This is a genomic window from Mesorhizobium sp. MC2-1-1 (assembly GCF_057597255.1).
In genome coordinates this window covers 314,022-328,319 of the sequence record NZ_CP195205.1, presented here as the reverse complement: position 1 = coordinate 328,319, position 14,298 = coordinate 314,022, and the positions used below count along the sequence as shown (strand labels likewise).

The following is a 14,298-nucleotide window of genomic DNA, read 5'->3' as shown; positions in this document are numbered from 1 at the left end:
CGGATGGACCGGTCGGAACCGCATGATACAGTCCATCGACCGCTGGTGATGAAGACCGGGAACAGGAGAACTCCACGGACCTCGTCAACTCGAATGCACTCGCCAACCAAAACAACTGGGGAAGGGTTAAACCCATGATCAAGAACTACCGCATCCTCGATCTCCTCCGCCGCGGCCGCACGCCGCTCGAAAACCACCTCATTGACGGCCTGATCGACGGCCGCATCAGCCGGCGCGAGTTCGTGCGCCACGGCAGCCTGCTCGGCCTGTCGCTGCCGCTGCTCGGCCGCATCGGCATGGCCGCTGGCTTCGGCGCCGCGCCGTCGCTCGCCCGTGCCGCAGGCGCCGCGGGCGCCACTATTCGCGTCGGCAGCAGCGTGCCGGCCGCAGCGATCGACCCTGTTACCATCGCCGATGCCGGTGGTCTGGTCGTGATGCAGCAAGTGGCCGAATTCCTTTGCGTCGACGGCCCGGACCTCGTGCTGAAGCCGGCGCTGGCGGAAAGCTGGTCGCCGAACAAAGACGGCACGGTGTGGACCTTCAAGCTGCGCAAGGGCGTGAAATTCCATTCCGGTGGCGAGATGAAGGCCGAGGACGTGGTGGCCAGCATTGACCGGCTCGCCGACCCGGCGAACTCTTCCAACGCGCTGTCGGTATTCACCGGCATCCTTCAGAAGGGAAACACCAAGAAGGTCGACGACTATACCGTCGAATTCCATCTCGATGCGCCGAATGGCAACTTTCCCTACATGGTGTCTTCGGACAATTACAACGCCGTCATTATCCCAGCGAGCTACAAGGGTGGATACGAACAGAGTTTCGACGGCACCGGGCCGTTCAAGCTTGAGAAGTACACACCCAAGGTCGGCGCCTCCTTCGTGCGCAATGACGATTACTGGGGCGAAAAGGCCCTGCCAGACCGTACCGAATTCACCTTCTTCACCGATATCCAGCCGCAGATCCTGGCACTGCAGGGCGGCCAGATCGACATCATCAACCAGATGCCCGTGCTAGCAGGCGTTGCCCTCCTCAACGATCCGAATTTCGAGATCATCAGCCTGAAATCGTCAGCCCACCAGCAGCTGCATATGCACTGCGACGAAGGCCCGACGAAGGACGCTCGCGTGCGCCGCGCCATCGCGCTCTGTCTCGACCGCGAGAAGCTCGCCGCCGGCCTGATGAAGGGACGCGCGGCACTCGGCAACGACAGCCCCTTCGCCGCAGTCTACCCTTCGACCGACACCAGCGTGCCGCAGCGCAAGCAGGACATCGCCCAGGCCAAGCAACTGATGGAAGCCGCCGGCGCAGGCAAGGGCTTCAAGATGACGCTCACCACCGAGCGCTACCTTGAAATTCCGGAATACGCCCAGCTCATCCAGAATTGGGTCAAGGAAATCGGCATCGAACTCGAGCTCAACATTCTCGACCAGAGCGCCTATTACGGCGATGCCGTGTTCGGCAAATCGAACTGGCTGGATTCGGCTATGGGCATTACCGACTACGGCCACCGCGGTGTCCCCAACGTCTATCTGGCGGCGCCTTTGAAGAGCGACGGCACCTGGAATGCCGCTCACTTCAAGAACAAGGACTACGACCAGATGGCGGCAAGCTATATCGCTGCCCTCGACCTCGAGGCGCAGAAGGCCACCGCCGGCAAGATCCAAAAGCTGCTGCTCGAGGAAACGCCGGTGGTCTTCGGCTATTTCTACGACTATCTGACGGCGACGGCGAAAGGCGTGGCGGGCGTGCAGCCCACCGCCATGTCGCAGCTGTTCCTCGAAAAAGCCTCGAAGGCCTGACGAAAGCGGACAAGCTTATCCCTAACAGCCGGCTCTCCAAGGAGAGCCGGCTCCAATAGGAGTATTCGCCATCCTCGCCTTCCTCGTCCGGCGCCTTGCTTTGTCGCTTGTCACGCTGTTCCTGCTCAGCGTCATGGTGTTCCTTGGCGGCCAGGTGCTGCCGGGCAATGTCGGTCGCGCCATATTGGGGCCATTCGCCGACCAGCGCGCCGTCGACGCGCTCAACCACTCGCTTGGCGTCGACCGTCCGCTGCTCGTCCAGTACGGGACCTGGATCTGGAACTTCCTGCATGGCGACATGGGCACCTCCTACGTCTTCCGCGCGCCGGTCGCGCCCTTCGTCATCGACGCCTTGGGCAATTCGATGAAGCTGGCGCTCGTCGCCTTCGTGCTGGTGGTTCCGATCGGAATCCTCGGCGGGGTCATCGCCGCGCTCAATCTCAACCGTCCGCTCGACCGCATCATCAGCCTCGGCGGCCTGTCGGTGACGGTGCTGCCGGAATTCGTCACCGGCATTATCCTGATCCTGATTTTCGGCGTCTGGCTGCGCTGGCTGCCGATCGCCGCAGCCTGGCCCAAGGGCGCCGGCTTTTTCACCCAGCTCTATTACCTGATCCTGCCCTCGCTGCCGCTGTTCCTGGTCCTGTTCGGTTACATCGCGCGCATGGCGCGCTCCGGCATGATCGAGGCGCTCGATTCAGATTACACGCGCACCGCCGTGCTCAAGGGCCTGCCATGGCGCACGGTGATCTGGCGGCATGTGCTGCGCAACGCGCTTCTACCGACCATAACCGTCATCGCCACCCAGACAGGCTATCTCATCGGCGGCCTGGTGGTTATCGAGACGCTGTTCCGCTACCAGGGCATCGGCTCGCTGATCTTCACCGCCGCGCGCGGCAAGGATTTTCCGATGCTGGAAGCCGGCATCCTCACCATCGGCATCGTCTATGCGGTGGCAACCCTCGTCGCCGACTTCCTCTACTCCGTCCTCAATCCGCGCATCCGGCTGGGAGCAGAGCAATGAGCGCCACTGACGCACCCGCCGGCCTTCCGGCGCCGGCGCCCGATACGGGACAGCGCAGCCCTTGGGGCGAAGTCCTGCATTCGCTGCTCAGGTCCGGCACTTTCCTGACCGGGCTTGCCATCCTCTTGTTCTGGGTGATCTGCGCGGTGTTCGGGGAACATTTCGTCCCCTATGACCCTCTCGACGCCGATATCATCAATACGCTTGCGCCGCCGTCGGCCGAACACTGGTTCGGCACCGACCAGCTCGGCCGCGACGTGTTCTCGCGCGTCATCGTCGGCTCGCGCGACATCCTCACGGTGGCGCCGCTGGCGACCATCCTGGCGACCATAGCCGGCACCGCGCTCGGCCTCGTCATCGGCTATTTCCGGGGCATTGTCGACGATATCGTAAGCCGCGTGCTGGAAGCGTTCATGGCGATCCCTGTGGTGATCATCGCGCTGCTCGCCATCGTTGCGCTCGGCACGTCGAAGGCGACCGTGATCGTGGTCATAGGGCTCAGCTTCGCGCCGATCATCGCCCGCACCGTGCGCTCGGCGGTGCTGGCCGAACGCGAGCTGGACTATGTCGCGGCGGCAAAGCTGCGCCACGAAGGCGCGCTGCACACGATGTTCGTCGAGATTCTGCCCAACGTCATTCCGCCGATCCTGGTCGAGACGACGGTGCGGCTTGGCTATGCGATCTTCGCGGTGGCAACACTCTCCTTCATGGGCTTCGGCATCCAGCCGCCCTCCCCCGACTGGGGGCTCTCGATCTCCTCGAATTACGGCATGATCGGCGGCGGCTTCTGGTGGACGGTATTGTTTGACGCCTTGGCCATCGCTTCGCTCGTGATCGGCGTCAACCTTGTGGCCGACGGCGTGCATGGGGCGTTCAATGACTGAGAAGAACGCGCTCGAATTGAAGGACCTGTCGGTCGCCTATCGCGTCGGCCGCCGCAACCGCGCGGTGCTGCGCAACGTCAACCTGACCATCAAGGCCGGCGAGGCCTACGGGCTGGTCGGCGAATCCGGCTGCGGCAAGTCGACCGTGGCGCTTTCGGTGGTGCGCTACCTGCCGCGCAACGGCTCGATCACCGGCGGCTCGATCGCGCTCGACGGCAAGGACGTGATGAAGCTCGACGCCGAAGCGCTCAGGCGGGCCCGGGCCGACAGCGTCTCGATGGTCTATCAGGACCCCGGGAAGGCGCTGAACCCGTCGCTGCGCATCGGCCGCCAGCTGACCGAGATCTTCGAGCTTGCCGGCGTCACCGGACAGGCGGCCGAAGACAAGGCGCTCGCCATGCTGAACCGCGTGCGGATCTCCGACCCGGCAAGCGTCATGCAGCGCTATCCGCACCAGCTTTCCGGCGGCATGCAGCAGCGCGTGGCGATCGCCATGGCTTTGGCCAACGACCCCTCGATGCTGATCCTCGACGAGCCCACCACCGGCCTCGACGCCACGGTCGAAGCGGAAGTGCTCGACCTGATCGGGCAGCTGCGGCGCGAGTTGTCGGCCTCGATCCTGTTCATCAGCCACAATCTCGCGGTCGTCTCCAACATGTGCGACCGCGTCGGCGTGCTCTATGCCGGCATGCTGGTCGAGGAAGGCTCGACCAAGGACGTCTTCAATGATCCGCGCCATCCCTACACGGTGGCGCTGCTGCGCTGCCTGCCGCGCGGCGGCCAGCGCAAGGACCAGGGCCGTCTCGACACCATCCCGGGTTTCCTGCCCGGCATCGGCGCCAATATCGCCGGCTGCGCCTTCGCCGACCGCTGCGCGCTGGCGACCGAACATTGCCGCAGCGAGCCGCCTCCGCTCTACGATCTGGGCGACGGCCGCCTGTCTCGCTGCCACTACCATGACAAGGCGCAGTCGCTGCCGCGCGCCACGCCCGCCGAGATTATCGCCGCGGCACCCAGGCAGGCGCCGCCGGTGCTGCGGATCGAAGGGCTGAACAAGACCTATGCCAGCCACGGTCGCCCGCTCAGGGCGGTGAAGGACGTCTCGGTCAATTTGAGGCCCGGCGAGACGCTCGGCCTGGTCGGCGAATCCGGCAGCGGCAAGACCACTTTCGCCCGGCTCCTGCTCGGCCTCGTCGCGCCGGACGATGGCGCTTCGATCGAGCTTGATGGCAAGCAGTTGGCGCCACGTCTCGCCAGCCGCTCGGAAGATCAGGTCAAGGCGGTGCAGATCGTCTTCCAGAACCCCGACTCCGCGCTCAACCGCTCGCATTCGATCCGGCATATCTTGAGCCGCGCCCTGAAACGGCTGGGCGGGCTCAGCGGCAAGAAACTGGACACGAGGCTCGAGGAGCTTATTCGCTCGGTGCGCCTCACCGACCGCCATCTCGCCCTCAAGCCGCGCCAGCTCTCGGGCGGCCTGAAGCAGCGCGTGGCGATCGCGCGCGCCTTCGCCGGCGATCCGCGCATCGTGGTCTGCGACGAGCCGACCTCGGCGCTCGACGTCTCAGTGCAGGCGGCGATCCTAAACCTGCTGGCCGACCTGCAGTCGAGGCAGGATGTCTCCTACATCTTCATCTCGCACGACCTCGGCGTGGTGCGCTATCTCTCCGACAAGATCGCCGTGCTCTATCTCGGCCGCATCATGGAGTTCGGGCCTTCGGAAGACGTCTTTTCCGGCCCGCATCATCCCTATACCGAGGCGCTGCTTTCGGCCGTGCCGAAGCTCGACCGCACCGAGAGCTCGCGCATCCGTCTCGACGGCGAAATCCCGAGCGCGGCCAACCCCCCGACTGGCTGCGTCTTCCACACGCGCTGCCCGCGCAAGATCGGCGCAATCTGCGAGACGCGGGAACCTGAGCTCACCGAGGCCCAGGCAGGGCACACCATTCGGTGCCATATCCCTTACGCCGAATTGGCAAGGTTGCAGAAGCCGAAGGTCGTGGAGCCGGCCTAGTCTTGACTAGCCGCCAAACCTGTAAGTTAGGGTGGCCCTGAAGAGGTGGAACTTGTGATTGGCCCGAATGGTGTCGATCGCGCCGCCGCTCTCCGGCACGCTGAGCGTGTTGCCGTTCCCGACATCGACAAAGAGATATTCCGTCCGCGTGGTCCAATTGCCGGGCAGCCAGGCCGGAGACAGGACCGTCTCGATACCGCCGCCAACCGCGTAGCCGGAAAGTGTACTGGTGCTGGAAGTGCTGGCAGGAGTCGTCGTGTTCGCCCAGCTGTCGCGCACATTGACCCATGCGCCACCGCCGGTAAGATAGAGGAGCGCGGGCCCGGTGGAGTAGCCCAGCCGGCCTCGCGCGGTGGCCATCCAATTGGTCTTGATGCCGAGCACGTCGGGATTGTCCCAGTTCATCTCCGAATGATTGATGCCGAGCCAGCTGAAATCACCCTCGACGCCGGCCACGACGTGGGGCGAGAATTGCCAGTTATAGCCGACAATGCCGCCAATGGTGAGACCTTGGCCGTTGCTTCCGACCTCGCCGTCGGTGGGGTCGGTCGGATCGGGCGCGCGCACCTGGGTGACGCCTGATCCGCCCACTAGACCGGCATAAAAGCCGCCCCAGTCGTTTTCAGGCAGAGGCGGCTGCGACTTGCCCTCGAACATGTAGTTCAGACCGAACTTCATCAGGTTGCTGCGGTGCTTGTCGACCTCGATGGCCGCGCCGTTGCCCGGATTGGTCAGGAGGCTGCCAGACCCGACATCGACCAAGAGATATTCGGCTTTGGCCGTCCAGTTGCCGCCGAGCATGGTCTCGGTGCCGCCGCCGATAGCGTAACCGCTTTTGGTCCTGCTGCTGGTGACTTGCTGCAGGCTCGTGCCGTTCTGGATGGTGTCTTCGAAGTTCACCCAAGCGGCGCCGGCGGTGAGGTAGGAGAGGCTCGGTCCACTGCTCAAGCCGATGCGCCCGCGCAAGGTGGCAAGCCAGTTCGTCCGGGAATTGTAGATGGTGTTGTTGTCCTGAAAGTCCGTGACTTCGCGGCCAAGGCCGAGATAGCCGAAATCGCCCTCGACGCCGGCGACGACGTTGCTGTCGAACTGCCAATTGTACCCGAGCGCGCCGCCCCCCGCGAGACCGGAGCCGACATAGTCGAGGTCGGTGCCGGGCCCGACGCTGCCGGTCGGGTCCGTGCCGTGCGAGCGCTGCACGCCCACGCCGGTCCAGGCGCCGGCGTAGAATCCGGTCCATGACGCGATCGGCAGCGACGTGGGGGGAGCAGCCTCGGCCGGCAGGTCGGCCGCGGATGCGGCCACCGTCAGGCAGACGATGCCGCTGGCGGCGAGCGCCACAGCAGAACGTGAACAGGCATAAGCAATCATTCCAAGCCCCGATGACATTGTCGTTGGGAACGGACGCTATAGGGCATGCGTCATCGCGGCTCGTACTGAGACGAAGTAAGGTAATACAGCAGCGAAATCAGGCTGATACGCAGGCGAACCCTGTCACGAATTGGTGACTGGTGTTGCAGTCGAGTGACAGGATACTGAAAGCCGCCCGCTGTCCCGCCACGGATTCCATGGATGAGTGTTTCCACCCCCGCCGATGGCCTGCATTTTTCCACCGACGCTTACCCCGAGTGGGACCGTGTGGCGGTATGGCGCGAAGTGTTCGGGCGTCACATGGTCAGGGCGCAGTATGAGCGCCTCCCCGAGCGGGATTTCTTTCACCGCGCCACGCTGCGCAGCCTGCCGGGAGTATCGCTGATGTTCGGCGCCGGCGCGGGCTTCCGCTCATCGCGGACGAGCGAGCTGATCGCCGATGGTTGCGACGATCTCGTTTTCGCCGTCAATACAGAGGGCGTCGCATTCGCCGCACAGCACGGGCGCGAGGCGGAAGATCCGACCTTACGAGGGCGTACTGCTCGATACGAGCGACCGCTGCAGCATCACCTTTCCCGCGCCGGCGCGCTTTCAGGCATTTCGGTTGCCGCGCAGCATGCTGACATCACTGCTGTCCGACGTGGGGGCGAATGTCTCGCGCCGCTTGCCGTAGAGCGAGGCCTTGCGGCTGCTGACGAGCTATCTGACGTCGCTTGACCGGCAAGCCCTGGCCGCGCCCGATCTGCGCCTGACGGTTGCCGCGCATCTGCGCGACCTTATCGCCCTGGCGATTGGCCCGACGCGCGATGCGCGTGTTCTCGCCGAGGCCGGCGGCCTGCAAGCGACAAGGCTTGCGGCTTTGAAGGCCGATATTCTCGCCCACCTTGCCGACGAGGGGCTCTCGGTAGTGACGCTTGCGCGACGCCATCGGGTGACGCCGCGCTATGTGCAGATGCTGTTCGAAAGCCAGGGGGAACATTCTCCGGATATGTGCTCGAGCAGCGGCTCGCACGCGCCTACCAGCTCGTCATCTCCGACACGGGGCCGGCGATGCGGACGATCAGCGCCATCGCCTTTCACGTCGGATTTTCCAATCTGTCCTATTTCAACCGCTGCTTTCGCCGCCGCTACGGCATGACCCCATCCGACCTGCGCAACGCGACAGGCTCCAAGTCATGATGGCGAAAGCTGAAGCGGGTCGCCGGCCATGCTGAAGGCGCGGTCGCTCTCTGCGAAAGCCTGATCGCTCGACAGGTTCCCGGCGAGCGTGCGCAGGCCCGTCAAAGCGATGTCGAGAGCATCGGACGAAGCCGTATTCGCGGGATAGGCAAGATATATGGGGCGCTGGAATACGGGCGTGCCCTCGACACGCGTCAGCTCGCCGCGCTCGATATAGGCGCTCACCGCGCTGAGCGGCAAATAGGCTGCCGCCTTCTGCGACAGGACATGCTGCAGTCCGATGAATACCAGCCCGGCCGAGATGGCGGGCTTCACGACACCGGCAAACGCGCGGTCGTGCTCGATACGGAACTCCAGCCCCCAATCCATCAGGATGTAGTTGTCGGTCCACGATCCGGGCTGCTCGGTGTGTTGGACGAGGACAACCTGATCGACTGCCAGCGTTTCATAGACGATGCCTGGATGCGGCTTGGGGAGATGCAGGATGCAGATGTCGAGCAGGCCTTCGGCCATCTGGTCGATCGCCAGATCCGGGAAACTGCCTTCCAGCCTGAGCGCCACGTTCGGCCGCCTCTCGCGCATCCAGGTGATCCAAGGCGAAGTGATGCTGTCCCAAAGATAGGCCGGCGCGGTCAGCCTGAGCAGAGTTTCGTAACCATCGGGAACCGTGATGTCCTGGCGCGATTGCTCCCAGGTGCGGGTGATCGTGGAGGCATGCGGCAGGAACTGCCGGCCGGCCGGCGTCAACGTGACGCCGTCGCTGTCACGGACGAACAGCTTGCGACCCAGTTGCTCCTCCAGGCCGCGAATGCGCGCGCTGACGGTCGACTGGGCAAGGTTCAGCCGGTGAGCGGCGATGGTGAAGCTGCCATGCGCCGCGACCTCCAGGAAACTGCGCAGATTCTCGGTATCCATGGCTCCGCCCTTCACTGGCTCGTCATCGAAATTTCCGATGGCGCCAATCAAAAAATATCGCTTTCCGGGCGAGGTCAAGAGTGGCCAAATGCCGAAGCCCCCGGACAAAACGAGGAATGCCGCTATGCCGAAGCATTTCAGGACGATCGACGCTGCCCGCAAAACGCTGACCGCAATCGAAATTCCGCTATCGACGAATTGCTCGCCGGCAGGATCGGCCGACGCGAATTCCTGCGCCATGGCAGCGTGCTCGGCCTGTCGTTGCCCTTCCTCGGCGGCATCGCTTCGGCGGTCGGCCTCGGCGCTCCGCCAGCGCGCGCCGAAGGCAAGCCAGGCGGCACGGTGCGCGCCGGCATCGCCGTGCCCGGCGGCGCCATCGATCCCGTCACCTTCTATGACAGCGGCAGCTACCAGCTCGTCTTCCAGACGGCCGAGTTCCTGTGCGTGACGCAACCCGACTTGACGCTGAAGCCAGTGCTGGCCGAAAGCTGGTCGCCCAATGCGGACGGAAGCACCTGGACCTTCAAGCTGCGCAAGGGCGTGAAATTCCACAATGGCGAGGATTTCAAGGCCGACGACGTCGTGGCAACCTTCGATCGCCTCGCTGATCCGAACGGTACCTCCAACGCGCTCTCGGTGTTCAAGGGCCTCTTGTCGAAGGGCGGCACGCGCAAGGTCGACGACCACACCGTCGAGTTTCATCTGGATGCGCCGAATGGCAGCTTCCCCTATTCGGTGTCGATCGACAATTACAACGCCGTGATCCTGCCGGCGAGCTACAAGGGCGACTACGAGAAGACCTTCGAAGGCACCGGGCCGTTCCGGCTCGAAAGCTACACGCCGAAGGTCGGCGCGAGCTTCGTGCGCAATCCCGACTACTGGGGCGAGAAGGCCCTGCCCGACCGGCTCGAATTTAAATTCTACGGCGACGTGCAGCCGCGCATCCTCGCTCTGCAGGCGGGCGAGGTCGACGTGCTCGACGCGATCCCGCTCGACGTCAGCCAGGTCGTGTTGGGCAACCCTGACATCACCGTGCTGCGGGTCGCCTCCACCGCGCATCGCCAACTGCATATGCGCTGCGACATGGCGCCCTTTACCGACAAGCGCGTGCGCCAGGCGCTGGCCTTGTGTATCGACCGTTCCGAGCTGGTCGACGGCCTCTGCCGCGGCATGGCGGCAACCGGCAATGACAGCCCGTTCGCGCCGGCTTTCCCGGCCACCGACAAGTCGGTGGCGCAGCGCGCGCAAGACATCGCCAGGGCCAAGCAGCTGATGGAGGCGGCGGGGCTGGCCAACGGCTTCGACATGACGCTGACGACGCTGCGCTATTCCGACATTCCCGGCTACGCGCAGCTGTTCCAGAATTTCGCCAAGGAGATCGGCGCGCGTATCTCGCTCAACATCGAGGACCAGGACAAGTATTACGGCAAGGCGGTGTTCGGCCAGTCGGACTGGCTGGACAGCCCGCTCGGCATCACCGACTACGCCCATCGCAGCGTGCCGAACGTCTTCCTGAAAAGCCCGCTGGTCAGCGACGGTCCGTGGAACGCGGCGCATTTCAAGAATGCCACCTATGACGGCCTGGTCACCGGCTATCTCAAGACACTCGACCTCGATTCCCAACGCAAGGCCGCTTCCGACATCCAGAAGCTGCTGCTCGATGAGACGCCGGTGATCTTCAGCTATTTCCCGGACCTCCTGGTGCCGGTGCGCAAGAATGTCAGCGGCGTGCCGCCGATCGCTGCTGGTCTTTTGCTCGACCGCGTATCGGTGGCGTCATGACGATTACAGCGCGCAAGAACCTGGCGGCAGACGACGAGAAGAGGACGACGACCATTCGCAAGCCCCATCTGCGCGGCCGCGGGCCGCATTTCCCTGTACTCGACACCATCGTGCAGTACGAGTTCGAGCCGGGCTATGTCACCTTTACCATGCCATCGCCCAAGCGGATCAGGGTGCAGGTCGGCCCAATGATCGTCGCCGACACCACCAAGGCGCTGGTGTTTCAGGAAAGCGACCACCTGCCTGTCTATTACTTCCCGATGAGCGATGTGCGCGAGGAGTTCCTGCTGCCGAGCCGGACGACGACCGAAGACCCGTTCAAGGGCGTCGCCACGCACTATTCGCTCAACACCGGCATTACGCTGGTCGAGGATGGCGCCTGGCGCTACCTCGACCCCGTCAAGGGTTGCCCGCCGATCGGCGACTACATCTCCTTCTACTGGCCGAAGATGACCCACTGGTATGAAGAGGACGAGGAGATCTTCGTCCACGCCCGCGACCCGTTCCGCCGTGTCGACTGCCTGCCTTCGTCGCGGCGCGTGCAGGTGATCCTCGACGGCGAGCAGGTCGCCGATTTACGCCGCGGCGTGTTCCTGTTCGAGACTGGCCATCCGGTGCGCCACTATCTGCCGATCTCGGATACGCGGCTCGATATGTTTTCGCCCAGCCGCTACATCTCGCGCTGCCCCTACAAGGGCCTTTCCAACTACTACCACGTGACAACGCCGAAAAAGCGGCACGAGAACCTCGTCTGGTACTATCCCGAGCCGGTCCACGAGGCCGAGCGCATCAAGGGTCTGGTCTGCTTCCATCACGAGTTGGTCGACAAGATCCTGGTCGACGGGGTGGAAATCCCCAAGGAAGCGACGGCCGCTTCAGACGGCTATTTCTGATTTTCGAGGCGCGCCCGGCGCAGCCAGATCAGGCCGCTTGATCGAGGTACAATTCAGCGCATACCTTCCCGGAAGTCAGGGAGGGCTAGCAATGGATCTTTTCAAGCTGAATGGCGACGTCGCGCTGGTCACCGGCGCCGGCAGCGGCATCGGCCAGGCCATCGCGATCGGGCTGGCGGAAGCAGGCGCCGACGTCGCTTGTTTCGGCCATGCGTCCAAGGGCGGGCTCGAGGAGACCGCGCATAGGATCACGGCACTTGGCCGCAAAGCGTTGGCGCTGACCGGCACGGTGACATCCGAGAGCGACCTTGCGACGGCGATCGCTCGCGTCGAGGCTGAACTCGGCGCGCTGACCGTCGCCGTCAACAACGCGGGCATTGCCGGCTCGGAACCGGCCGAGACGATGCCGCTGGATAAATGGCGCAAGGTGCACGAGGTCAACGTGGCGGGCGTGTTCCTGTCCTGCCAGGCGGAAGCCCGCAAGATGCTGACGCGGCAAAGAGGCTCCATCATCAACATCGCCTCGATGTCGGGCACCATCGTCAACCGGGGGCTGACGCAGGCGCACTACAATTCTTCCAAGGCCGCCGTCATCCACATGTCGAAGAGCCTCGCCATGGAATGGGCGGACCGTGGCTTGCGCGTCAATGTCGTCAGCCCGGGCTACACGCTGACACCGATGAACAAGCGGCCCGAAGTGGCGGAGGAAATAAGGATCTTCAAACGCGACACGCCGATGGGGCGCATGGCGGCGCCGGAGGAAATGGTCGGGCCGACGGTGTTCCTGGCCAGCCGCGCGTCGAGCTTCGTTACCGGCCTCGACCTGATCGTCGACGGCGGTTACGTCTGCTGGTAGGCCGATGGTATGTCCCGCGGGACATCCAACCTTGCTGATTTGAAGAACGGCTCGGAGGCGTGCCGCGCTACTCGGCCGCGACGCCTTTCACCTCGAGATAGCTCTCCATCGAATCGTCCAGCGCCTGCAGCCACGGCGTGTGGTGCAACGGCGCCATGGTGCCGGTCATCAGCGAGCGGTAGGCGTTGTCGCGGAAGGTCATGATGTTTTCCATCTTGTGGTGCTCCCACTCCATGAAGGTGCGGTTGACCGCCTCGACGTCGAAGCCCGGGTAGTCCGTCTGGTCCATCAATTCCTTGGTGTAGTCGCCCTGGAACCAGATCATCTGCTCGGCGTCCTCCAGCGTCTCCTCACGGGCGCGCCACTTGGCGCTGTGCTCGGCCATCGCCTCGGCCGAGGGCAGCTTGATGCGCCCCAGCATCACGTCGCGGGCGTACCAGGCCTGGGCGTCGAACATGTTGAAGGTGTAGAACTGGTCCTGCATGCCGATGTAGAACAGTTTCGGGTTCTTCTCCCACACGACGCCTTCATAGAGACCTAGCGGCCACATGCGGTTGGCGGTCTTGAGCTTGAGGTCGTCGGTGAGGAACGGGAAGGAATGCAGGTAGCCGGTGCACAGGATGATGGCGTCGACATCCTTGGTGGTGCCGTCCTTGAAATGCGCGGTCTTGCCGACGACCTTCTGCAGCAGCGGCACTTCCTTCCAGTTCTCCGGCCACTTGAAGCCCATCGGCTTGGAGCGATAGCTGGAGGTGATCGATTTGGCGCCGTATTTGTAGCACTGCGAACCGATATCCTCGGCGGAATAGGAGCGGCCGATGATCAATATGTCCTTGCCCTTGAACTCCATGGCGTCGCGGAAGTCGTGGCTGTGCAGGATACGGCCGTTGAAGGTGGAAAAACCCTCGAAATATGGCACGTTGGGCACCGAGAAATGGCCGGAGGCGACGACGACGTTGTCGAACTCTTCCGAGTAGGTGACGTCGTTGGTGCGGTCATGCGCGGTGACGGTGAATTTCTTGGTCTCGTCGGAATAGGTCACCATGCGCACCGGGCTGTTGAAGCGCACCCAGTCGCGCAGGCCTGATTTCTCGACGCGGCCCTTGATGTAATCCCACAAGACAGCGCGGGGCGGATAGGAGGCGATCGGCCGGCCGAAATGCTCCTCGAAGGTGTAGTCGGCGAATTCGAGGCACTCCTTCGGCCCGTTCGACCACAGATAGCGGTACATCGAGCCATGCACCGGATCGCCATGCTCGTCGAGGCCGGTTCTCCAGGTGTAGTTCCACAGCCCGCCCCAGTCGCTCTGCTTTTCGAAACAGACGATTTCCGGGATCTCCGCGCCCTTGTCGGCTGCCGATTTGAAGGCCCTCAGTTGCGCCAGCCCCGACGGTCCGGCTCCGATGACGGCGACACGAGATTTCATTGCGGGCCTCCTCTTTTTTGATTTCCCCAGCGAAACAAATTTCACTGACAGTGACAGTAATTGGCCCTTTGGTGCTGTCAACAGACATCTGAGGGCAAGGGCTTTGCGCCAAACGGATTTCGGCGGGAAACCGAAACCGCCATAGGGAGTTGCCG

Annotated in this window: 11 protein-coding genes and 1 pseudogene; 9 read left to right on the top strand and 3 right to left on the bottom strand. The window is 63.7% G+C overall.

The window, feature by feature from the left end; translation table 11 throughout:
• Nucleotides 1–134: 134 nt before the first annotated feature.
• The 4 genes from ACR64R_RS01490 to ACR64R_RS01475 all read left to right on the top strand — a co-directional run bounded on the left by ACR64R_RS01490 (nt 135) and on the right by ACR64R_RS01475 (nt 5,721).
• Nucleotides 135–1,799 (top strand): ABC transporter substrate-binding protein, encoded by a 1,665-nt coding sequence (locus ACR64R_RS01490; protein WP_487359932.1) that lies wholly within the window; start codon nt 135–137, stop codon nt 1,797–1,799.
• Nucleotides 1,800–1,869: 70 nt separating this feature from the next.
• On the top strand, nt 1,870–2,823 hold the full coding sequence (locus ACR64R_RS01485) for an ABC transporter permease (protein WP_487362353.1): 954 nt from the start codon (nt 1,870–1,872) through the stop codon (nt 2,821–2,823).
• Entirely contained in the window at nt 2,820–3,707 is an 888-nt protein-coding gene (locus ACR64R_RS01480) for an ABC transporter permease (RefSeq protein ID WP_487359931.1), read from the top strand. The genes ACR64R_RS01485 and ACR64R_RS01480 overlap by 4 nt, the downstream gene beginning before the upstream one ends.
• Nucleotides 3,700–5,721 (top strand): ABC transporter ATP-binding protein, encoded by a 2,022-nt coding sequence (locus tag ACR64R_RS01475; protein ID WP_487359930.1) that lies wholly within the window; start codon nt 3,700–3,702, stop codon nt 5,719–5,721. Before ACR64R_RS01480 ends, ACR64R_RS01475 begins: the two co-directional genes overlap by 8 nt.
• A 6-nt stretch (nt 5,722–5,727) precedes the next feature.
• Here the strand turns inward: ACR64R_RS01475 and ACR64R_RS01470 are convergent, their stop codons facing one another.
• On the bottom strand, nt 5,728–7,092 hold the full coding sequence (locus tag ACR64R_RS01470; RefSeq protein ID WP_487359929.1) for an outer membrane protein: 1,365 nt from the start codon (nt 7,090–7,092) through the stop codon (nt 5,728–5,730).
• A gap of 201 nt (nt 7,093–7,293) precedes the next feature.
• On the opposite strand from ACR64R_RS01470, the gene ACR64R_RS01465 reads away from it, so the two are divergent.
• Together ACR64R_RS01465 and ACR64R_RS01460 are read left to right on the top strand one after the other, a co-directional pair.
• The gene (locus tag ACR64R_RS01465; RefSeq protein WP_487359928.1) at nt 7,294–7,809 is read left to right on the top strand and encodes a hypothetical protein; all 516 of its coding nucleotides are present in this window, start codon (nt 7,294–7,296) and stop codon (nt 7,807–7,809) included.
• Between the two features lie 273 nt (nt 7,810–8,082).
• Nucleotides 8,083–8,271, top strand: a complete 189-nt coding sequence (locus ACR64R_RS01460) for a helix-turn-helix domain-containing protein (RefSeq protein ID WP_487359927.1) — start codon at nt 8,083–8,085, stop codon at nt 8,269–8,271.
• Here the strand turns inward: ACR64R_RS01460 and ACR64R_RS01455 are convergent.
• Complete coding sequence (locus ACR64R_RS01455; protein WP_487359926.1) at nt 8,266–9,186, bottom strand: LysR family transcriptional regulator; 921 nt, start codon at nt 9,184–9,186, stop codon at nt 8,266–8,268. The genes ACR64R_RS01460 and ACR64R_RS01455 overlap by 6 nt on opposite strands.
• Before the next feature lie 124 nt (nt 9,187–9,310).
• Between ACR64R_RS01455 and ACR64R_RS01450 the strand changes: the two are divergent.
• The 3 genes and pseudogenes from ACR64R_RS01450 to ACR64R_RS01440 all read left to right on the top strand — a co-directional run bounded on the left by ACR64R_RS01450 (nt 9,311) and on the right by ACR64R_RS01440 (nt 12,717).
• Nucleotides 9,311–10,968: pseudogene (locus ACR64R_RS01450) on the top strand (ABC transporter substrate-binding protein).
• Nucleotides 10,965–11,861 carry a DUF427 domain-containing protein gene (locus ACR64R_RS01445; RefSeq protein ID WP_487359925.1) on the top strand — a complete coding sequence of 299 codons (897 nt, stop codon included), beginning with the start codon at nt 10,965–10,967 and terminating at the stop codon, nt 11,859–11,861. Before ACR64R_RS01450 ends, ACR64R_RS01445 begins: the two are co-directional and overlap by 4 nt.
• 91 nt (nt 11,862–11,952) lie before the next feature.
• The gene (locus tag ACR64R_RS01440) at nt 11,953–12,717 is read left to right on the top strand and encodes an SDR family oxidoreductase (protein ID WP_487359924.1); all 765 of its coding nucleotides are present in this window, start codon (nt 11,953–11,955) and stop codon (nt 12,715–12,717) included.
• 67 nt (nt 12,718–12,784) lie between these two features.
• Here ACR64R_RS01440 and ACR64R_RS01435 read toward each other — a convergent pair whose 3' ends face one another.
• Nucleotides 12,785–14,143, bottom strand: coding sequence for an NAD(P)-binding domain-containing protein (locus tag ACR64R_RS01435; protein WP_487359923.1), 1,359 nt, complete (start codon nt 14,141–14,143; stop codon nt 12,785–12,787).
• Nucleotides 14,144–14,298 lie beyond the last annotated feature (155 nt).

What these genes read in the sequence shown, in the direction of transcription:
- ACR64R_RS01490 (WP_487359932.1), top strand. Translation starts at nt 135, where the DNA reads ATGATCAAGAACTACCGCATCCTCGATCTCCTCCGCCGCGGCCGCACG.
- ACR64R_RS01480 (WP_487359931.1), top strand. Translation starts at nt 2,820, where the DNA reads ATGAGCGCCACTGACGCACCCGCCGGCCTTCCGGCGCCGGCGCCCGAT.
- ACR64R_RS01475 (WP_487359930.1), top strand. Translation starts at nt 3,700, where the DNA reads ATGACTGAGAAGAACGCGCTCGAATTGAAGGACCTGTCGGTCGCCTAT.
- ACR64R_RS01470 (WP_487359929.1), bottom strand. Translation starts at nt 7,092, where the DNA reads ATGATTGCTTATGCCTGTTCACGTTCTGCTGTGGCGCTCGCCGCCAGC.
- ACR64R_RS01465 (WP_487359928.1), top strand. Translation starts at nt 7,294, where the DNA reads ATGAGTGTTTCCACCCCCGCCGATGGCCTGCATTTTTCCACCGACGCT.
- ACR64R_RS01455 (WP_487359926.1), bottom strand. Translation starts at nt 9,186, where the DNA reads ATGGATACCGAGAATCTGCGCAGTTTCCTGGAGGTCGCGGCGCATGGC.
- ACR64R_RS01445 (WP_487359925.1), top strand. Translation starts at nt 10,965, where the DNA reads ATGACGATTACAGCGCGCAAGAACCTGGCGGCAGACGACGAGAAGAGG.
- ACR64R_RS01440 (WP_487359924.1), top strand. Translation starts at nt 11,953, where the DNA reads ATGGATCTTTTCAAGCTGAATGGCGACGTCGCGCTGGTCACCGGCGCC.
- ACR64R_RS01435 (WP_487359923.1), bottom strand. Translation starts at nt 14,143, where the DNA reads ATGAAATCTCGTGTCGCCGTCATCGGAGCCGGACCGTCGGGGCTGGCG.